This is a genomic window from Sphingobacterium sp., from assembly GCF_039596235.1.
Classification (GTDB): Bacteria; Bacteroidota; Bacteroidia; order Sphingobacteriales; family Sphingobacteriaceae; genus Sphingobacterium.
Genome location: NZ_JBCNKE010000005.1, coordinates 227,259 through 248,835 on the forward strand (window position 1 = coordinate 227,259; position 21,577 = coordinate 248,835).

At 40.2% G+C, this 21,577-nt stretch carries 19 protein-coding genes; 14 read left to right on the top strand and 5 right to left on the bottom strand.

What is annotated here, in order from left to right; all coding sequences use genetic code 11:
• The first annotated feature begins 16 nt into the window (after positions 1-16).
• Positions 17-1,591: a S41 family peptidase gene (locus ABDW32_RS12865; RefSeq protein ID WP_343562978.1), complete on the top strand. Its 1,575-nt coding sequence runs from the start codon at positions 17-19 to the stop codon at positions 1,589-1,591.
• A 191-nt stretch (positions 1,592-1,782) separates the two neighbouring features.
• Here ABDW32_RS12865 and ABDW32_RS12870 read toward each other — a convergent pair whose 3' ends face one another.
• The 5 genes from ABDW32_RS12870 to ABDW32_RS12890 all read right to left on the bottom strand — a co-directional run bounded on the left by ABDW32_RS12870 (position 1,783) and on the right by ABDW32_RS12890 (position 6,390).
• Positions 1,783-2,700, bottom strand: coding sequence for a hypothetical protein (locus ABDW32_RS12870; protein ID WP_343562980.1), 918 nt, complete (start codon positions 2,698-2,700; stop codon positions 1,783-1,785).
• A gap of 124 nt (positions 2,701-2,824) precedes the next feature.
• On the bottom strand, positions 2,825-4,453 hold the full coding sequence (locus tag ABDW32_RS12875; protein WP_343562982.1) for an ABC transporter ATP-binding protein: 1,629 nt from the start codon (positions 4,451-4,453) through the stop codon (positions 2,825-2,827).
• A 20-nt stretch (positions 4,454-4,473) separates the two neighbouring features.
• Complete coding sequence (locus ABDW32_RS12880) at positions 4,474-4,743, bottom strand: PqqD family protein (protein WP_343562984.1); 270 nt, start codon at positions 4,741-4,743, stop codon at positions 4,474-4,476.
• 258 nt (positions 4,744-5,001) lie between these two features.
• Positions 5,002-5,472 carry a S24/S26 family peptidase gene (locus tag ABDW32_RS12885; RefSeq protein WP_343562986.1) on the bottom strand — a complete coding sequence of 157 codons (471 nt, stop codon included), beginning with the start codon at positions 5,470-5,472 and terminating at the stop codon, positions 5,002-5,004.
• A gap of 6 nt (positions 5,473-5,478) precedes the next feature.
• Positions 5,479-6,390: a DUF5106 domain-containing protein gene (locus ABDW32_RS12890; RefSeq protein WP_343562988.1), complete on the bottom strand. Its 912-nt coding sequence runs from the start codon at positions 6,388-6,390 to the stop codon at positions 5,479-5,481.
• Between the two features lie 299 nt (positions 6,391-6,689).
• Between ABDW32_RS12890 and ABDW32_RS12895 the strand changes: the two genes are divergently transcribed.
• The 13 genes from ABDW32_RS12895 to ABDW32_RS12955 are packed head-to-tail and all read left to right on the top strand — an operon-like array spanning position 6,690 to position 21,569.
• Complete coding sequence (locus ABDW32_RS12895; protein ID WP_343562990.1) at positions 6,690-9,224, top strand: SLBB domain-containing protein; 2,535 nt, start codon at positions 6,690-6,692, stop codon at positions 9,222-9,224.
• Between the two features lie 10 nt (positions 9,225-9,234).
• Positions 9,235-10,314 (top strand): lipopolysaccharide biosynthesis protein, encoded by a 1,080-nt coding sequence (locus ABDW32_RS12900; protein ID WP_343562991.1) that lies wholly within the window; start codon positions 9,235-9,237, stop codon positions 10,312-10,314.
• Between the two features lie 8 nt (positions 10,315-10,322).
• Positions 10,323-11,510 (top strand): UDP-N-acetylglucosamine 4,6-dehydratase, encoded by a 1,188-nt coding sequence (locus ABDW32_RS12905; protein WP_343562993.1) that lies wholly within the window; start codon positions 10,323-10,325, stop codon positions 11,508-11,510.
• Between the two features lie 2 nt (positions 11,511-11,512).
• Positions 11,513-12,655: a LegC family aminotransferase gene (locus tag ABDW32_RS12910; RefSeq protein ID WP_343562995.1), complete on the top strand. Its 1,143-nt coding sequence runs from the start codon at positions 11,513-11,515 to the stop codon at positions 12,653-12,655.
• A complete protein-coding gene (locus ABDW32_RS12915) occupies positions 12,645-13,271 on the top strand; it encodes an acetyltransferase (RefSeq protein ID WP_343562997.1) in 627 nt (208 codons plus the stop codon). Before ABDW32_RS12910 ends, ABDW32_RS12915 begins: the two co-directional genes overlap by 11 nt.
• Entirely contained in the window at positions 13,271-14,275 is a 1,005-nt protein-coding gene (neuB, locus tag ABDW32_RS12920) for an N-acetylneuraminate synthase (protein WP_343562999.1), read from the top strand. Before ABDW32_RS12915 ends, neuB begins: the two co-directional genes overlap by 1 nt.
• Positions 14,276-15,430: a UDP-N-acetylglucosamine 2-epimerase gene (gene neuC / locus ABDW32_RS12925; RefSeq protein ID WP_343563001.1), complete on the top strand. Its 1,155-nt coding sequence runs from the start codon at positions 14,276-14,278 to the stop codon at positions 15,428-15,430. It begins immediately after the preceding gene.
• Positions 15,427-16,476: a nucleotidyltransferase family protein gene (locus tag ABDW32_RS12930; protein ID WP_343563003.1), complete on the top strand. Its 1,050-nt coding sequence runs from the start codon at positions 15,427-15,429 to the stop codon at positions 16,474-16,476. The genes neuC and ABDW32_RS12930 overlap by 4 nt, the downstream gene beginning before the upstream one ends.
• A 2-nt stretch (positions 16,477-16,478) precedes the next feature.
• Positions 16,479-17,492, top strand: a complete 1,014-nt coding sequence (locus ABDW32_RS12935; protein WP_343563005.1) for a Gfo/Idh/MocA family oxidoreductase — start codon at positions 16,479-16,481, stop codon at positions 17,490-17,492.
• A gap of 1 nt (position 17,493) precedes the next feature.
• On the top strand, positions 17,494-18,246 hold the full coding sequence (locus tag ABDW32_RS12940) for a hypothetical protein (RefSeq protein ID WP_343563007.1): 753 nt from the start codon (positions 17,494-17,496) through the stop codon (positions 18,244-18,246).
• 14 nt (positions 18,247-18,260) lie between these two features.
• Positions 18,261-19,553 carry a glutamate-1-semialdehyde 2,1-aminomutase gene (locus tag ABDW32_RS12945; protein ID WP_343563009.1) on the top strand — a complete coding sequence of 431 codons (1,293 nt, stop codon included), beginning with the start codon at positions 18,261-18,263 and terminating at the stop codon, positions 19,551-19,553.
• 46 nt (positions 19,554-19,599) lie between these two features.
• Positions 19,600-20,352, top strand: coding sequence for an SDR family oxidoreductase (locus ABDW32_RS12950; protein ID WP_343563011.1), 753 nt, complete (start codon positions 19,600-19,602; stop codon positions 20,350-20,352).
• A gap of 44 nt (positions 20,353-20,396) precedes the next feature.
• Positions 20,397-21,569, top strand: coding sequence for a hypothetical protein (locus ABDW32_RS12955; protein WP_343563012.1), 1,173 nt, complete (start codon positions 20,397-20,399; stop codon positions 21,567-21,569).
• Positions 21,570-21,577: the final 8 nt, after the last annotated feature.

Genomic DNA, 21,577 nt, shown 5'->3' on the forward strand with positions numbered 1-21,577 from the left:
CAAATTGCTTCAACATATGAATATAGTGCCTCTAAAGCAAGTAGGGCGTTGGGCAGCGATAGCGCTAATCGGACTTACGGTTCTTTCCTGTAAAAAGGATCATCCAAAACCCGAACCGGAACCCGAACCAACTGACCGAACCGAAGGTCAGCTTATCAAAGACGATATTTATAAATACTATAAATTGTATTCCTTATGGGCGGACGGTTCTGTTCCTGATTATTTAAATAATCCGGCGCAATTTACAGATCAATTTAACTCTGCTACCGCTGTACTCGATGCATTAAAAAAAATGAGTCCGGCGCATGCAGCGTATGCGAAATGGGGTGGGGTATTGGATCGTTTTTCCTTTGTGGATGGCATTAATGGCTATGATGTTTCGGGGCAGGCAAGCACCAAGATGGATAATAGCGACGGTTATGGGATTTCTGTCCAATGGTTTTCGATCGACGGCAAGACTGCAAAACCTTATATTTCCTTTGTTGAAGGGGGCTCTCCGGCACAAATAGCAGGATTTAAACGGGCCGACATTATTACATCGGTCAATAATGATAAGGAAAATTATTCAGTCGAAGTCAACTGTCCCACCAGCACCTGCGAGGTGAAAGATGCAGCTGCCTATAGTCGGCTAAGAAACAATATCAATACTGCCTTAGATGCGGCGAACCTGACACTCCAGGTACAACGTGCAAATAATCAGGTTTTCAAAAAAGAAAACTTGGCCTATACATCTTATCCGATCAATCCGATCTATAAAGATACCGTCTATACCTACAGTGGCAATAATGTAGGTTATCTGGCCCTATCTTCTTTTGAAGAGATCGATAATGTAACGGGTGGGGGGAAGACCAATAAAGCGACTACTGACGCCGCATTTAACAAATTTCAGAATATGCAAATCAAAAGCCTCATTGTTGATTTGCGTTACAATGGTGGCGGCTATGTGGATGCTGCGGTATATATTGCCGATAAGATCGGCGGCACAAAGACCAAAGGTAAACTGATGCTGACTTATGAGATGAATAAGTATATGCAGTCGGATGCCGCAAAAGGTTTACGGGAGCAGTTGAATATGAACGATACCTATTTCGAGGGACTGAGCACACTCAATCTCAATAAAGTCTATTTCCTGGTGAGTGAAGAGACGGCTTCTGCGGCAGAGATGCTGATCAATGTGCTTACACCGCATCTAAGCGTCGAAATTATTGCGACTGAGACAAGAACCTATGGTAAACCTGTAGGCTTCTTTGAACAAAAAATACAGAATAAAGCCTCTTATTGGCCAGCTTCATTTATCTTGAAAAATTCACGCGGAAATTTAGGTGAGAAATATAACAATAGAACCGAAGCCAATTTACGTGATTACTGGGATGGCTTGGTTCCCGATGAGGTGAATATAGGTGATGATGTTTCCGTTGATGTGGGTAATCCCCAGGAGAAAATGTTGGCGACGGCTTTAGCTGATGCAGCACCGACTAGTAAAGCACGGGCGGCATTACGCAGCCTTTCTACACGAAGTATCCGCACCGTAGAGCAGGGTAAAATACATACACGGCCGGAACGTGGCATGATTAAAAGAATAAACAGATAATCTAAGGGCTCGCTATTTGATAGTAGCACTAGCGCGGAGAAATAAAAACGGGAATGTCCAGTCTTTTTTGGATATTCCCGTTTTTATTTAGTTCTGCTCAGTTTCCTATAACCTGTTTTCAACGATCCAGTTCAAGGCTCTCTTTTTTTAAGAAGTTTATCCCCATCAACTACCTTATACAGCTTAGCATGCTAGTTTCCCGCATTATCAAATATAAAATCATAACAAAGCTGAGCCGCAGCCGCATCAGGTAAGCATTGCAGATGGCCAACAGCGACTTCGCCAATAATTTTTTCTAGGATTGTATTCATACCCGCAAATAGTTCTTTATTCCATCGGATTGCTGTGCAGCTTGGTAGTACAGCGATAAAACCCTTGAGCCCTGGCTGCCAGGTAAAGGTATTGGCTGGAGCCTGTTGTAAGCGCACGAAGGCTTTTAGCGGTAATCGTTCATTTTTATAGCATGCTGTTTTGCCACTCCAAGGTGTGCCATAGATAAAAATGCCTTCAGCAGTTATCCGGACGGCAGGATTATCATCGTTGAGTAATACCGTGTTCGGAATATTTGCGAGCCACAGCCTACTATGGGTGCTTTTTCCGGTTCCACTTTTTCCTAAGAAGGCGACCCCGTTACCCTGGTGATTGACTACAGAAGCATGGATCATAATGGTATCATGCAGGAGACTGGCCTGACCAAATATCATCATGGACATCCAGGTAATGACTGCGCTCTGTTCATCGGCAGAGCTTTCCGGGACATAAATCGTAGAACGTTCAAAGTTACGGTTACTATATTGATACCATGTCCCATTTCCGCGCTCATTTACGATGGTGGTAATAAACGTATCCTCCTTCTCATAAAAACGGAAGCGATCTCCCCAAGCGATAGACTCATCTGTCCGTAGCAGTCCCAAATCCGCTGTTACGGGGGCCTTTTCGAGACTAATATTGATCGTAATATCTGCTTTTTCATCCACAAGATCGATCTGAAAATCCCGAAACGAGCTGAGGATGTGATTCAATGCAATAGCCGTTGGATGGTTAAATTCCAAAATTAAGTCTGCGATGCGGTAACGGGTTTGAGACTCAGATAAATTCGTTATATTCATAATTCGGGTCCTATGTGAATAATTCCTTCAAGAGCACAGCGGCTCGTTTCTTCTTTTAATATGTTATAATGCCTATCCAGCTTGTTTTCTTGGCCATTTGCGTTTAATCATTATTGGTACTCCCTTAATCCAGATAAATGCGGTGCTGGCATTTATCTGCCAAATGTAAGTCATGTGTTACAAACAGGCATATTTTATGTTTTCCATAGTCGAGCAGGCGTTGTGTCAGTGTATCCGAAGTGCTGCGGTCCAGGGCCGAGGTCACCTCATCAAAGAGCCAGATATCGCCATCGTGCATCAGTGCACGGGCAATAGCGATACGTTGGGCCTGCCCCTCCGATAGCCCCATGCCGGATTCTCCCACTAAGGTATCTACGCCATCTGGAAAGTCAAATACAAATTCTGCACAGGCCAGCCAAAGGGCTTTATTGATATCGAGCGGGCCATCTTCTTTGACATGAAGCATAAGATTCTCGCGGATGGTTCCGCTAAAGAGCGAATTGCCCTGCGGGATATAGGCAAAATTGATGCGATGTTTTGCCTCCAAAAATCTTTCGCCGGTCGAATCAACCAGTGTGATAGCACCTTTTTCAGCTTTAAGCAGCGATAATAACAGCCGGATCAAGGTAGTCTTTCCTTTACCGCTGGGGCCGATAATTGCGGTTGGTTCACCTGCTTTAAGGGAAAGATTTAACTGCTGCAGCACCCATTTATCTTCATAGCGAAAGGAGAGGTCAGTGATCCGCAGTTCTTTTGTGCTGTTCAGGCGTTCCTGCTTTACCTGAGGTTCAATCTCACCTTCCTGCAGTTCCAGCAGTCGGTCTGCAGATACCCGGAAGCGGACGAAACCCGGTATATAGGCAATCAGCGCAAGAATGGGCGTCTGGATCCGGGCGACCAATTGCAAAAAGGCCGTCATCGTTCCAAAAGTAATCTGCCCCGATTGTAGGCGATAGACCCCCCAAATGAACGCAACCAGATAACCGGCATTCATGGCTACTTTCATGGCCCCCTGTGTATAGGTTGAAAAATTGATCTGACGCATTTTCAGCAAGAAAAGCTGTTGTTGGCTTTCCGTTAATTTGGCCCGTCTTTTTGGGAAAATGCCCATCGCCCGGATAAGCAGGCGGAAACGCAGATTTTCCTGGAGCACTTTTGAAAAATTGCTTTCCTCTTCTTTGACCTCTTTGCTGAGTTTGCGCATCCGGCGGAAGTATAACTTTGAAAAGACAAACAAAGGGGAGATGGCAAGGATCATCAGGGCAAGCATTGGATCCATATACCATAGAAACCCAACCGAAGCCAGTAATTGGATAATCGTCAATACAAAGGAAATCGCGGTGCTGGCAATGGTGTTGGCCACCTCCTCGCAGTCCGTCTGAATCCGTATCTGTATATCTCCGGTATGCCAGTTTTTGATCAGTTTCCATACCGATAACATCTGTGCATCCAACATGTTTCGTTGTAATTGGAGCGTCAACATCAATTTGATGCGCTCCAACAGCCGGCCCGAGTAGCCTTTGATCGCCACATTTAAGGTGATGCTTCCAATAATACCGATCAACAGCCATTTGAGTGGCAGCTCGCCGGGGGAAGTCGCTACATCAACTGCTTTTTTGGATAGGTATACAAAAATCAGCGAAAGACCGATACAGATCAGTTCCAATACAAAGTAGAGAAGTAATCTGCCGCGGTAGCCATCGCTGATGGACCAGGCCCAGCGCGCATGTTGTTTCAGGCTGTTATTGTTCATTTAGATGATCAATGGAAGCGTTATTTTTCCAATAGTCCTTGTTTCTCAAAATCCGCAAGTAAAACTTTCGCATCGGATTGCGCCTGTTGCTCGTCCACCTCATAGTTGTCACAGAGTAGCCCAACGATTGTTGTCATATCAAACTCCTTGCCTTCTAATTGTTCCCATAGCCATGCTGCTGAGCTATTTAATGTGTATACAGTTGATAAATCAACCATATCTTGACTAGGGTCAACAATTAAATGATCTGAACCAATTGTTCTCAATACTAAATCCGATCTTAATTTCATATGTGAATTATTTGTTTTATTAATGTCCATAAGGAATATCCATCTGTTTTCATGCCTGTTTTGTGTTTTCCGCACATGGATATTTCATATGTTAATTAGCTTTTTTTAATAGTCCTATTGAATAGCCAAATGCTCGCTATGCATTTGGATACTTTATCGATTAGGACTAAATAGAATAAATAAAACCAAAGTTAATAATTATTTTCTCATCCTTTCTATTGCCTGTTGTAACACGCAATCTCCGCCGTTTGATCTGCTCTAGGCGGTTATTAGGCGTTTCAGTTTGGCCATAATCCGCCGCAAAAGCCGGATGTGGTACCATCCCAAGCCGCGTAATCTTGCCCAGCTCTGATTTAAATTAATTTCCAGCGCTGAGTTTTTGGGAAAATGGACCGAAGCAACCGCAATAATATCGCTGCTATTGATATACTCCCGTAGGACAAGATTGCCATCTCCGGCCAGAACGATCTGTGCATTCTTTCTCCCTACATAACGATGAAAAACATATTTCCCTTCATGCCGGGCTAATACATTACTGCCCAACTGCAAGGGTTCGCCGCGATAAGTCTGCAATAAAACGCTATCGCCGTCTTCAATAAATGGGCGCATGCTTCCCCCTTTGATGCGGATACGAACTTCTTTACCTTCGTCCAACATACGTTGTACTTCGGCAAAATAAAGCTCATTGGAGATAATACGTGTTTTATTGTCTTCCGAATGTTCGGCCATAGTGTATTAATTGGGCTGCACGAAAAATTGAATCACCTGTTGTAAGTACGTATCTTTCAATAGTACGTTTTTGTTTTCATCCAAGAGGTATATGGTTGGTGATGCCTTGAGGTCATACAAGTTGAAAGATAGGATCTTGCTGTCGCTATCAAAACCATTAATCCATTTTTCGGACATTTCGGACATATAATTTTTCCATTTGCTGCGGTCTCCCCAAGGGTCGATGGCTACGATCTGCAGTTGTAATTCCGAAAATGCCTGTACCAATTGCGGGGTATCACGGAGCTGATGGATGGTCTCTTTGCAATGCGAGCAGTCCGGATCATAAAAAATCAATAAGGTAAACTTGGCTTTGACCTCGGACAGCTTTTGTTTGCTCCCATTCGCAAGTTCATAGCTAAAATCCTCCGCGGGCTGACCTACTTTATTGCGCAAGACCAATTTGTAGACCGGCCTATAAGCCTCTTTCTCGAGATCTGATAATAGATCTGTTTTGATCATGTAGCGAAGCACGGACTCGTAGGCGATATCATTTCGCATCGGCGAATTGCCATCATAAAGATAACGTTCGTATAATTTAACAAAGTGGTCGAAACTGGTCCTATTGGATTTGGCTTTATCCAACATCAGGTCTACCGCCTTGTCCCTTGTGGCGGAATCTGGGGTTTTTAATAACAGCCCGAGAAAGTCAGCGAGTTGCTGCTCACCTTTGTCGGGATTCTTAACCTGAGCGGTATCGTTCATGTCGAATTTATCCCAGAAATGTAACAAATTGCTATCTGCGGGGCTCATTGAGCTCGCCTTTTGCGGGATTGTTTCGTTACTTTCTTTTTTTGATTTATTATTTCCATTACAGGCCCACAGTAGGCATACAATTATGCCTATCGGCAACCAAAAACCAAGAGTTGAACTTTTCATTCCAATTTATGCTTAATGCTGCTAAGTTAATAAAACTTTCAGGATTCCCTTGATACAATCCCGGCATTATTGTGCCAAGGAGGTTTACTTAACTTATCAGCCCTTTGAATAGATGTGACTGATTTCCTGGGAAACAGGTCGTAGCAGATGGGATCTTTTTTACGTTAGAAAGCTGAATAACGCAGCATTAAGCGAGAATAAAAACGGACTTTCTGTCTGTTTAAAGCTTTCTGCGTAAATTTTATAAACGATTTAATTAAATAGTTTTACTAATTTTGCGGCAAATGCCAATATATCGAATGAAAAAAATAGTTTTATGGTTTTGCATGATCGGATTTGTGGGCGCCGTATGCGCACAGACCAATCCCGCCAATATCAAAGTAGATAATCTGACAGATGCTCAAATCGAGCAGTATGTAAAACAGGCTGCCTTAATGGGTTATGACGAAAGCCAATTGGATGGCTTTGCCCGTGCTCAGGGGGTATCTGCTGTTGAAGTCCAAAAACTAAAAGAGCGTTTGGCGAGAATTAAACGTAAAAAGCAACAACCCGATCAATCGCAGGGCAATCCGAATAGCACGAGCAACGGCGCTCGGACAATGGGCCGCCAGGTAGGAGGGGCAAACAATACAGATTCCTTAAGTAATAAACGTAACACTAATCCTGATTCTCTTCAGCAAGATGATAGGAAGTTGAAAATATTTGGTTCGGATCTGTTTAAAAATAATAGCATCACATTTGAACCAAACCTTCGGATGGCGACGCCAAGCTCCTATATCATTGGGCCGGATGATGAGATCTTGTTGGATATCACCGGTGATAACGAGGCTTCTTATCAATTGCCTGTCAGCCCAGATGGAATGATCAAGGTGGAATATGTGGGACAGATTAATGTGGCGGGCTTATCCATTGCTGCCGCAAAAAGCAAGATCGAACAACGCTTGAGCGGAACTTACCCGGCAATCCGTTCGGGAAGGACCAATGTCAGTGTAACCATTGGTAATATCCGTACGATCCGTGTTACTTTGACAGGTGCTGTGACAAAACCAGGGACCTATAGTCTTCCGTCTTTAGCCACGGTATTTAATGCACTTTACGCTTCCGGTGGTCCCAATAAAAATGGTACCTACCGTCAGATCCAGGTGATTCGTGCCAACCGCGTCGTTAGTACGATTGACGTCTATGATTTTTTGGCGAATGGTATACAACAGGGTAATATTCGTCTACAGGATCAAGATATTATCCATATTCCTGTCTATGGTGCTCGGGTGCAGTTTGAAGGTGAAGTTAAACGACCTGCTATTTTTGAGACTGTCGCCGGGGAGTCATTAGCCGATATCTTGCGGTATGCAGGCGATTTCACGGAGAATGCCTATACGGCGAAGATTAAAGTATTGCAAACAACGGGACGTGAGCGCAGTGTACAGGATGTTTATTCCGATCAATTTGCAAATTATACGCCAAAGGGCGGTGATCAATATATTGTCGAACCGATATTAGAGCGTTATGCCAATCGGGTTACTGTACTGGGGGCAGTATTCCGCCCGGGTATTTTTGGGCTTGAACCCGGATTGACATTGAAACAAGTTCTTGAAATGGCAGATGGTGTACGTGAGGATGCCTTTTTAGAACGTGGTATTATCAATCGCCTGCAGAGCGATAATACTGCCGAGCTGATTAATTTTAATGTACGCGAAATATTGGCCGGAACAGCTGGTGATATTCCGTTAAAGCGCGAAGATAAAATTGAGATCGCCTCTATTTTTGATCTGCGCGATGAATATAAATTTACTGTTCAGGGTGAGGTCCGTTTTCCGGGTGATCTACCTTTCGCCAGCAATGCCACATTGGGCGACGTCATTCAAAAAGCTGGCGGGCTGACCGAAGCAGCAAAAAATGCACGCGTGGAAATTGCTCGAAGACTTAAACAGCGCAATGCGGATGATCACAGTTCTTCGCAAACCATTTTAGTGGATATCAAAGACGGTGTCCTGACAGATCCAACGATCGCTTTAGAACCCTATGATGTAATTTCGGTATTAGGCGATGCCGGTTTCCGTACACAACGCCAGGTGACCATCGAAGGGGAGGTCTTATATCCTGGTGTTTACACCATTTCACGTGAAGACGAACGTATTTCGGATATCATCAAACGGGCGGGGGGATTAACCAGTTATGCTTATACCGAAGGAGCATCGCTAAGACGTACAGGGATGTCAAAACTGAAAGCGGCGGAGAAAAAAGAGAAAGAGCGCCTGAAAAAGGAATTGGAGCAGGATAGCCTTGACGAAGAGGGGAATAATAAGAAGAAAAATACAGGTCAAGAGTCCAATGAGGAAAACTCAGACAACTCCAAAGCTAAAAATACCGCTTTGGCTAAGGTCTCGCAGCAAGGCATGTCAGCCGAGGAGGTTGAACCCAGCGACCTCGTTGGTATCGAATTGAATAAAATATTAGCGAAACCTTACGAAAAAGGCGACTTATTGGTTTTAGACGGTGATATTATTACCGTACCAAAAGAACTGGAAACAGTAAAAGTCGTAGGTGAGGTTTTGAATCCTAATAATGTTGTTTATGTGAAGGGTAAAAACCTAAAATACTATATCAACCAAGCCGGTGGCTTTACGGATAACGCATTGAAAAAACGTGTTTTTGTTCAATATGCCAATGGAGCTGTAAAAGGTAAATCCGGAGGGTATCCTGATGTGAAACCAGGTGCGGAGATTGTTGTCCCTAAACGTGCTCCGAGAGAGAAATTGAGTTCGCAAGCGTGGATAGGTATAGGAACTGGTATTGCTTCAACATTGGCTATTATTATCAGTTTATTTAAATAAGTTAAAAATAATGGCAGCAGAGGCAAATAAAAATGAGAAAGCGCTTGGAATAAAAGAAGTTATATTAACTCTCCAAGACTGGGCAAAGTATTTTATTTCGAAGTGGTATATATTATTGATAGCTGGACTTGTCGGAGCGGGAGTGGGTGTTCTATATGCTAAATTTACCAAACCTGTATTTACCGCAACGACTACATTTGTTTTAGAATCAGGTGAAAAAGCTGCTGGCGGGCTAGGGCAATACGCTGGAGTTGCGGCTATGATGGGCATCGATTTGGGCGGAGGTAGTGGAGGGATATTTCAGGGGGATAATCTTCTTGAGCTCTATAAGTCCCGTAAGATGCTGGAGGCTGCATTACTTACCCCTTTAAAGAGTGATAGTTCCAAACTTTTGATTGATCGTTATTTGGATGTGAGTGAGATGAAAAAAGATTGGAAATCTAAAAAACCGGTCTTGATGGAAATTGACTTTCGAAAAAATAATCAGGCTGTTTTACAGAGAGATAGGGATAGTATTTTACAGAAAATAATCAAGGATATTAATAAAGGAAGCTTATCTGTAGCCAAACCAAGCTCAAAATTGTCCATAATAAAAGTTGATGTAAAATCCGAAGATGAGATCTTTGCAAAGGAATTTAATGAGGCACTTGTAAACGAAGTAAATGCATTTTATTTGGCTACTAAGACAAAAAAGTCATTAAATAACATTGAAATATTGCAGCATAAAACAGATTCAGTAAGGGCTGTCATGTACGGAAATATTAGTACAGCTGCTGCTGTAATAGATGCTACTCCGAATTTAAACCCCACGAAGCAGGTTCAGCGTATCGTCCCTTCCCAGAGGTCACAGTTTTCTGCGGAAACCAATAAGGCTATTTTAGGTCAATTGGTGCAAAATCTTGAAATGTCAAAAATGGCGCTAATGAAGGAGGCGCCTTTAATACAGACTGTGGATACCCCAGTCTATCCATTGGAGAAGAAAAAGGTTGGCCTTATTAAAGCGCCTTTGATTGGAGCATTTTTATTTGGGGTGCTGGCAGTAATTTGGTTTACGATAAGAAGATTATATGCAAGTGTAATTGCGAATTAAAAATCAAGATGAATATATTAAAACTTATAGGAAGAAGTCAAGAACTATTTGAACAGGATATTAACACGTATGAATCGAGACTAACCGAGATTGTTTCACAGTCACGATTCCTAGTGATTGGTGGTGCTGGATCTATAGGTCAAGCTACTGTAAAGGAGATTTTTAAACGTAATCCAATAAAGCTGCATGTAGTTGATATCAGTGAAAATAACATGGTTGAGCTGGTTCGTGATATTAGAAGCTCCTTCGGTTATATAGATGGTGATTTTCAGACATTTGCGCTTGATATAGGCTCTATAGAATATGATGCTTTTTGGGAAGCTGATGGTACATATGATTATGTGTTAAATCTTTCTGCATTGAAACACGTTCGTAGTGAGAAAGACCCCTATACATTGATGCGTATGATTGATGTAAATATATTCAACACAGATAAAACACTCGCTCAAGCTGCGAGAAAAGGTGTTAAAAAATATTTTTGTGTATCAACAGATAAAGCGGCTAATCCTGTGAATATGATGGGAGCGTCGAAGCGAATAATGGAAATGTTTTTGATGCGCCGAAGCCAGGAGATTGTGATATCAACAGCAAGATTTGCGAATGTAGCTTTTTCAGATGGCTCGTTGTTACATGGCTTTAATAAAAGAATTGAAAAAAGACAGCCAATTGTTGCGCCAAATGATATCAAAAGATATTTTGTTATTCCAAAGGAGTCTGGAGAGCTTTGCCTGATGTCTTGCATATTTGGTGAAAATAGAGATATTTTTTTTCCAAAATTAAATGAAGGACTACACTTAGTCACTTTTGCTGATATTGCTATTCAGTATCTGCAGGAAAAGGGCTATGAACCTCATTATTGTGATAATGAAGATGAGGCGAGGAGCTTAATGGATACTTTGCCCCAACAAGGCAAATGGCCGTGTCTTTTTACGGTTAGCGATACCACAGGTGAAAAGGATTTCGAGGAATTTTTTACAGATAAGGAAACTTTAGATATGCAACGTTTCGATAATCTGGGAATCATAAAAAATGAATTAAATGTCGAGGCCGCCAAGCTGAATGATTTTGAAAAGGCCATTTCAACGATGAAAGGCAATCGCAAGTGGACAAAGCAGGAGATTGTAGATTTATTCTTCTATATGCTTCCGGATTTTGGACATAAGGAGACCGGAAAATATTTAGATGCAAAGATGTAATCATGGGGTATATTGATCAGTTTATTTCCTTTGTAAAGGAGCAGTATAAAACAAATAAATTTGTTCCGTTACACGAACCAAGGTTCCGAGGTAATGAAAAAAAGTATCTTTTAGACACAATAGATTCCACATATGTATCCTCAATAGGAATGTATGTAGATCAATTTGAACAAAAGATGGAACAATTTACAGGTGCAGCTAAAGCCGTTGCAGTTGTAAATGGTACAGCTTCATTGCAAGTTGCTTTAAGGTTGTCGGGAGTATCATCTGGCGATGAAGTTATTACACAGGCGCTATCTTTTATTGCGACGGCCAATGCTATTTCCTATAATAATGCAATTCCTATTTTCATAGATGTAGACTTGGATACGATGGGACTTTCTCCAGATGCTGTTGAGCAATTTTTGAGGGAGTTTGGCGAAATTAGGGGCAATGCCTGTTATAACAAATCTACGGGAAACAGGATTGCTGCTTGTGTTCCCATGCATACTTTTGGATTTCCAGTGCATATGGATAAATTGATTGCTGTCTGCTCAAAATGGCATATTCCAATTGTAGAGGACGCTGCAGAATCTTTAGGCAGCTTTTATAAGGAGAAGCATACAGGGACAATGGGACTTTTGGGGTGTTTTTCTTTCAATGGAAATAAGACTATAACTTGTGGTGGCGGAGGTGCAATCATATCAAATGATTTGGCGTTGGGAAGTCGTGCTAAATACCTCACAACGACAGCGAAGAGACCGCACCCTTACGAGTTCTTCCATGATGAGATGGGGTATAATTTTAGAATGCCCAATTTAAACGCCGCATTGGCCTGTGCTCAGATGGAGATGCTAAATACATTTCTAGACGACAAAAGGAATTTAGCGCAACAATATAGACAGTTTTTTGAAGCGCTGGGTGTCAATTTTAGGACAGAAACACCTGAAACTAAAGCAAATTATTGGCTGATGTGCGTCGAATTGAATGATAAGTCAGAGCGGGAAAGCTTCTTAAAAATAACGAATGAAAATGGAATAATGACCCGTCCAATATGGACATTAAGTTATCGGTTACCCATGTATGAGCATTGTTTCCGTGACGACCAAGCCAATGCCGAATTTTTAGAACAACGCATAGTTAATATCCCAAGTAGTGTACGATAATAAACATATTGCTATAATTGGTTATTCTGGTCATTCATTGGTTGTGTTGGATGCAGCAAATGAAGCAGGAATTGTAATACCTTATTACTGTGAAAGAGAAGAAAAGACTTTCAACCCCTTTAATTTAAAATATTTAGGCGATGAAAGTAGTGAATACTTTGATTGGGATATTGCTGATAAATTTATCATTGGAATTGGAGATAACCAATTGAGAAAAAAGATTGCTAATTTCATTCTTTCGAAGAATAAGCAATTATATACAGTCGTTCACCCTTTGGCACATATTAGTAGTATGTCTAAAGTGGGAATAGGTAATTTCTTCGCGGCAAATAGTACACTTAACACCTTCGCTGAAGTGGCTAACAATTGCATTTTGAATACTGCCTGTGTAGTAGAGCATGAATGTATTATTTCTAATCATGTTCATATAGGCCCTGGAGCCATTTTGGCTGGACATGTTACTATTGGGGAATCAAGCTTCATTGGTGCAAATTCAGTTGTGAAACAGGGGGTCACAATTGGGGAAAATGTTGTGGTGGGTGCTGGAAGTGTGGTTTTACAGAATATTCCGAACAATGAAATCTGGGTTGGTAACCCGGCGAAAAAAATTAAGTAATGGAAAGGACTTTGATAATTGCAGAAGCAGGCGTGAATCATAATGGCGACATAAATAACGCGATTAAGCTTATTGATATTGCTGTGGAGGCCGGAGTAGATTATATTAAATTTCAAACTTTTAAAGCAGAGAAATTAGTTTCTAAAAATGCAAAAAAAGCCGAATATCAGATTCAAAATATGGGTGGAGAAGAGGATTCGCAATATGCAATGCTGAAAAAATTAGAACTCTCCCTTCAAGATCATGAAACGCTAATAAATTATTGCAGGAAAAAAGGGATACAGTTTTTTTCTACGGCATTTGATTTAGATTCATTACAATATTTAAAAGATATAGGATTAGAATTAGTTAAAATTCCCTCTGGGGAAATAACAAACCTTCCCTATTTAAGAAAAGCCGCAAAGTTGTTTTCGAAAGTAATATTATCCACTGGAATGTCAACGATGAAAGACATTTCATCCGCAGTGGATGTATTCCGGGCTGAAGGAATTTCCGATATTACAATTTTACATTGCAATACAGAGTATCCGACACCCATGCAAGATGTTAATTTAAAAGCTATGCTTGCTATTAAGGATCAATTTCACACAAATATTGGCTATTCCGACCATACCTTGGGTATCGAAATTCCAATAGCTGCGGTTGCATTAGGAGCCACAGTTATCGAAAAACATTTTACATTGGACAAAAGTATGCCGGGACCGGATCATGCGGCATCTCTGGAGCCTGTAGAGTTAATGAATATGGTGGCTGCCATACGAAATATTGAGCATGCGATGAAAGGAAATGGTCTAAAGACACCTTCCCAATCTGAATTAAAAAATATCGCAGTAGCACGCAAAAGTATTGTTGCTGCAAGGGCTATTAAGAGAGGGGAATTGTTATCGGAGGATAACTTAACGGTCAAAAGACCAGGAACTGGAATTTCACCAATGCGCTGGGATGAAATTATAGGTAAAATAGCAATTCGAAATTTTGATGAAGATGATTTAATCGAAGTTTAAATGAAGAAGATTTGTGTTGTTACTGCTACAAGAGCTGAGTACGGTCTTTTAAGGCCTTTGATGGATTTAATTAAACATTCCGATAGGATGCTGTTGCAAATTATTGCGACGGGTACCCACTTATCTGCCGAATTCGGATTTACCTATAGGCAAATTGAGGCCGATGGCTTTTTGATTGATGAGAAACTGGATATTTTACTGTCTTCAGACACCTCTACAGGTATTGTGAAAACAATGGGGTTGGCTTTGAACGGAATGGCAGATATTATGCCTAGACTTAAACCTGATATGTTGGTCCTTTTGGGTGATCGTTATGAGATGTTAGCTATTGCCTCCGCGGCTACAATGTTCAAAATTCCTATTGTTCATATCCATGGTGGAGAAATTACAGAAGGCGCTTATGATGACGCCATTAGGCATGCCCTAACGAAGTTGAGCCATTTACATTTCACATCAACAAAAGAATACAGAAATCGTGTGATTCAAATGGGTGAAAATCCCAATACTGTATTCAACGTAGGAGCAATTGGCTTGGATAATATTAAGAATTTAGACCTATTAACACGGAAAGAGTTAGAAACTGAACTAAATATCAGGTTTAAAAAATATAACTACCAAATAACATTTCATCCAGAGACACTTGGACAAGTAAGTTCTGCGGACCAATTTCGGATTCTATTAGATGCAATAGATCAGCAGGAGGATAGTTTTTTTGTTTTTACAAAAGCCAATGCGGATACGGATGGAAGAGTGATAAATCAAATGATTGATAAATATGTCGCTGATAATCCAAGTAAAGCGGCAGCTTATGCGTCATTGGGCACACTGCGATTTCTTTCACTGGTCAAGGTTTGCACTGCTATAGTAGGAAATAGCTCTAGCGGTATTTTGGAAGCCCCTTCTTTAAAAACAGCTACAATAAATATTGGCGATAGGCAACTTGGACGTTTACAGGCTGCAAGTGTAGTGAATGTATCGTGTGAAGAAAGGGAAATATTGAATGCTTTTGAAGTCATCAAAACCTACAGTTTCCAAGAAAATTTAAATAATATAGCCTCTCCGTATGAAAATGGAGGTGCTGCTCAACAGATTTTGACTGTTATAGAGTCCCATCTTGATCTTAAAGCTGTTAAAAAATTTTACAATTTAATATGAGTATTGTAGAGAAACATACCATCCATCAAGATTTGTCTATCAGAGATGCCTTGATTAAGTTGGATCTTATTTCACCATCATCGATTTTATTTGTTGTAGATGAAAAAAACTTATTGCTAGGATCTTTAACTGATGGAGACCTACGTCGTGGGTTTATAAGAGGTTTGGACTTCGAAAATAATTTGTTGGATTTTGTGCAACCTAATCCAGTTTTTATCCGTGAACGGGAATACGATCTCAATAAGCTGGACCAGTTTCGGAAAGATCATTTAAAGATTATACCAATTGTAAATGGTGAAAAGCAGATTATCGATATACTCGATTTTAGCCAGCGTAAGACCCTTATTCCGGCTGATGCAGTGTTGATGGCGGGCGGGGAAGGAAAACGTCTACGTCCACTGACCGAAAAGACTCCTAAACCATTGCTGCTCGTTGGCGAAAAGCCGATTATTGAATATAATATTGATCGACTAAAAGAGGTTGGTGTCCGTACTATTAACATTAGTATAAATTATTTAGGAGACCAACTAGAGCAATATTTTGGTGATGGTAGCCAAAAAGATATTCGAATCAACTATGTCCGGGAGACCAAACCTCTAGGAACTATAGGTTCGGTTCTACTTGTTGAAGATTTTGACCATGAGGATATAATTATCATGAACTCCGATCTGTTGACAAATATTGATTTTAATGATTTTTTCAAAACATATCAAGAAGCTAAAGCGGATATGATCGTCGCCACAACATCCTATCACGTAGATGTGCCTTATGCCGTGTTGGAAGTAAATGAAAATAATGCGGTCAAATCATTAAAGGAAAAACCGAGATATACCTATTATTCCAATGCAGGCATTTATATTTTAAAGAAAAATTTACTTTCTATGATTCCTCAAGGTAAATTTTTCGATATCACTGATTTGATGGATCGTATTATCGAAATGGATCTAAAATTGGTGACTTACCCGATCAATGGTTATTGGTTGGATATTGGAAAGCATGAGGATTTTAAGAAGGCTCAGGAGGATATTAAACATATTAAATTTTGAAAATGGAAAAGAAAATACTGGTTATAGGACTTGGATCAATGGGAAAAAGGCGTGTTAGAAATTTGCAGGCTCTTGGCTATAACAATGTGTATGGTTTTGATTTGAGATCTGATAGACGAATAGAAGCTCAGCAAAAATATGGTATCGATGTTTACGATGATTTTGATTTGGCATTAAAAGAGCCTATTGCCGCATTTATAATTTCTGTTCCCCCAGATCTTCATCATATTTATATGAAAAAAGCGGTTGAGCTCAGAATTCCAGCTTTTATTGAAGCGAGTGTGGTCGATACTGACATGGAATTTCTGATTGAAGAAGCAAAAGATAAGTCCGTTTTATTGGCACCTTCCTGTACTTTGCATTTTCATCCTGCGATAAAGAAAATAACTCAGATTGTTTCTAGCGGAGACCTAGGGTCAATTTCTAATATATTGTATCATTCGGGGCAATATTTACCAGATTGGCACAGTTACGAACCTGTAAGTGAATACTATGTTTCAAAAAAGGAAACTGGTGGTGGCCGTGAAATTGTCCCGTTTGAACTGACCTGGATAACCATGCTCTTTGGATTTCCTACGCGTATAGTGGGACTTTATAAGAAAACTATTAATATTGAAGGGGCGGCTAATATAGACGATACCTATAATTTATTAATGGATTATGAAAACATGATATTTAACCTGTCCGTCGATGTTGTATCTAGGTATGCGACAAGAAGGCTAGTAATAAATGGGAGCGATAAGCAGCTGTATTGGAATTGGGATGATAATTTAATTAAGATATACGATCCTGTAGCGAATCTGTGGGAAGAAATTGCTTATGAAACCCTTTCCGCAGAGTCGGGTTATAATAAAAATATTACCGAACAAATGTATATCGATGAAATGGATATGTTTACCAATGCGGCTTTTAATGCTAAAAGTTATCCAAACTCGTTAGAGCATGACCATAAGGTGTTAAAGGTTTTGTATGCAGTAGAAAATTCAGACGATAATAATATAATTTCAACTTTCTAGGATGTCTATAGGAATTTTTATTACCGCTAGGTTAGGCTCTACACGCTTAAAACAGAAACATTTGATAAAGGTCGAGGGACTTACTTTTTTAGAATGGCTCCTAAAAAGAATGGAGTCTGAATTTATTTCTGAATTGGAAAGTAATCAAGCTAAAATCTTTATAACAACTTCAATAAATACAGAGAATAAAAGATTTGAAGATTTTTCAGGTCAATATGTAAAGGTCTTTTATGGATCAGACGATAATATTCCTTTAAGACATCTCCAATGTGCTCAGGCGCAGGGAGTTGAAAATATTGTCGCTATTGATGGTGATGATATTTTGTGTTCGCCCACTGCGGCCAGGCTAGTCTTGAATGAACTTCTCTTAAATCGTCCGATTGCCAAATCAGCCGGTCTACCCTTAGGGATGAATGTTATGGGATATAAATCAGAATTTCTAGATCGCGCATTGACGAATAAAAAGAACAAAACTTTAGAAACAGGATGGGGCAAAATATTTGATATTGAGCAATGTGAGAATGTCTTAATGACAAGTCAGCCTTCTTATGAAAGTTTGAGAATGACATTAGATTATGAAAAGGATGCAGTTTTTTTTGAAACTATTATTAAGTCACTAGGTACGCGTATCCTCTTGATGAAGGACGAAGATTTGATCCGACATATTCTTTCAAATGGATGGAACAGTATTAATGAAGAACTGAATGACGAATATTGGAGCAATTTTAATAAGCAACAAGACGACGAAAATTAGAAGCATTAAAGAAAATGAATTACAAAGATAGATTACACGAATTGATTCCTGGTGGAGCACATACTTATTCACGTGGAGACGATCAATTCCCAGAAAATGCACCATCAATATTAGAAAGAGGCGAGGGTTGTTATGTTTTCGATGATCAGGGACGCAAATTCTTAGATTTTGGGATGGGATTACGTTCCGTTAATATCGGATATGGAAATAAAGAAATTGCTGAGGCATGTTATGCTGAGATTCTAAAGGGAAATAATCTGACGCGGGCTTCTATGACGGAGCTTGCTGCGGCAGAGTTGATGGTAGATTTATTGCCTTCCGTTGAGATGGTTAAGTTTGCCAAACATGGCTCCGCTGTTACCAGCGCTGCGGTAAAGCTTGCCCGCGCTTATACAGGGCGAAAATATATTGCCGTTCCATATGAGCAGCCATTCTTCTCTTATGACGATTGGTTTATCGGCTCAACCGTTTTGGAACGCGGAATTCCAAGCGAATTCGGTCAGTTTACATGCAAGTTCCATTATAATGATATCCAATCATTAAAGGTGCTGTTTGATCAATATCCGGATCAAATTGCAGGTGTGATTATGGAACCTACAACCACAGTAGGACCGGTTAATGATTTTTTACATCAGGTAAAAGATCTATGCCATCGTAACGGAGCAGTTTTTATTCTTGATGAAATGATTACGGGATTTCGATGGAACCTGAGGGGTGCGCAATCTTATTTCGATATAGAACCAGATCTCTGTACTTTTGGTAAAGCAATGGCGAATGGTTTTGCCGTAGCGGCATTGGGAGGGAAGAAAGAAATCATGAAAATTGGCGGTATCCTGGAAGAGGGAGCTGAACGGGTTTTCTTAACTTCAACGACTCACGGTGCAGAAATGAGTGCATTGGGTGCATTTATTAAAACAGTAGAGATTCTTCAACGCGACAATGTTGTGCAGCATTTTTGGGATTTTGGAAAAAAGTTGACAGATGGGATGAATAATATTTCCAATGGTCTAGGCCTCACAAATAATTTCTATGTTGAAGGATTTGCTTGTTCGCCTAATTATGTTGTGAAGGATGCTGAGCAAAGTGTTTCTTTGCCGCTAAGGACATTATTCGCGCAAGAGATGATTAAAAACGGAGTAATGATGCCATATTTGGCGTTGTCATATGCGCATCAAGATAAAGAGCTGGCGCTAACTTTAGATGCAGTGCAAGCTTCTTTGGAAGTAGTTAAGCAAGCATTGGAAGGTAATATTGGGGAATTTTTAAAATCAAAAGTTATTAAACCTGTTTTTAGGAAATATAATTAGCCAGTTCTATAATTGAGATAAAACAGTTTAATTAAAATAGGTACTTATGAGTACATTAAATGGTAAAGTAATTATTGTGACCGGTGCTTCAGGTTTAATTGGTTCGCTGACAGTTGCCGATTTAACAAAAAAGGGGGCTCTTGTCGTAGGCGCAGATATTGTTCAGCAAGTGACAGCGGAGAATGAAGTTGACTTTTTTCAGAGCAATGTTGCCAAAAAGCAGGACATTGACCGATTGGTAGCGTATGTGCTAAACAAATATGGTAAAATTGACGGATTAGTCAATTTGGCCTATCCGAGAACGGCCGATTGGGGAACTAAATTTGAAGATATTCCTTTTGAGTCTTGGCAGGAAAATGTTGATATGCAGCTCAATGCTGTTTTTTACATCTGTCAACAGGTATTAGAAATTATGAAAGGCCAATTTTCAGGGGCGATTGTAAATATTGCATCTATTTATGGGGTCGTCGGCAATGATTTTTCCCTGTACGAGGAGTATGGAGGAACCTCCCCCGCAGCTTATGCTGCAATAAAAGGTGGGGTGATCAACTTCTCTAAATACTTGGCCTCGTACTATGGAAAGTATAATGTGCGCGTGAACTGTGTATCACCCGGCGGTATTATAGACGAGAAAAATCAGCATCCGTCTTTCATCAAAAGATATAGTGACAAATCACCGTTGGGCAGGATGGGACGGCCTGAAGAGATTGCTCCTGCAATTAGTTTTCTATTGTCCGACGATGCTTCTTTTATCACGGGACACAACCTAATGGTGGATGGCGGATGGACTGCGATTTAATCGCTTGGGAATCGAAGGAATAATATGTAGAATTTTGATGGGGAATGATTAAAAAAGTAATTGTAATCGGATATCAGCCATTGACAGAGAAAGTCGTGAACGACTTTTATTTTTCGATACTCAATGAAAATGGCTTTCAGGTGGAATATTGGGATCTTAGTATGATCTATTTTCCCAATGTTCTTCAGGATCGCTTGGTTGATAAAAGAATTATAAAAATTAGCAATAAAAGTAAACTAGTGGAAAAGCTAGAGGCTTGTCAGATAAAGGAATGTTTTTTTGTATTGCATATTACTTATGAGTATCGTGTTCTTGATCTATTCCGGCTGCTGACCAAGTATGACTGTACGATTTCCTTTTTTGCGCGTGGAGCTTTGCCGGTTTCTAACCGAGAGAGTTCCTTGAGAGAAAAGATAGCAAAAAGCCTGAATCCAGCTATCTTTTCGAGGTTCATCAAGAATAAATACGCCGGTGTGTTAAAACGAATTGGCCGTATTAAACCTTATGACATCGTGTTCTGTGCAGGGAATTATGGCTATCTTACCGTTGGAATAGGTGCAGAGCAAGAAAAACAGCGATCCAAAATTGTTGCTATTAACTCACATGATTATGATACAGCATTGGAGAATCTTTTCGCAACACCCGTAATCGATGGAAAGTTTTGTTTATTCTTGGATGAATACCTACCCCTCCATCCTGATTTTAAACTTTTAGGAATAAAAAGCGTAGATGCGGATGAATATTACACCACGCTAAATAGATTTTTCGATGTTATTGAGGAAAAGTATCAGCTCCCAATTGTAATTGCGGCACATCCTAAAGCGGAGATGTACAAATCGAAGAACCCATTTAATGGACGAAAGGTTGTTTTTGGAAAGACGAGCCAACTAACACGTGATTGTGGATTCGTTTTGGCACATATCTCTACGTCCCAAAGTTTTGCTATCTTAAATAAGAAACCTGTGATTACACTGACAACAGAAGCTATTAAAAAAGTAATGCCACAGTATGATCATTTTATTGCACATTTTTCAGTTAAACTGAAAAGTGCCTTAGTCAATATAGACCATTATTCACCCTCTGAAGTTAAGATCAATAAGGTTGACGAGCAGGTATATGATGCATATCTTTACGATTATTTGACATCAGTTGAAAGTGAACAGACAAGGACCTGTGAGATTTTTCTAAAGACGTTAAAAGAGTATCATGGCGGGTAATTATACCA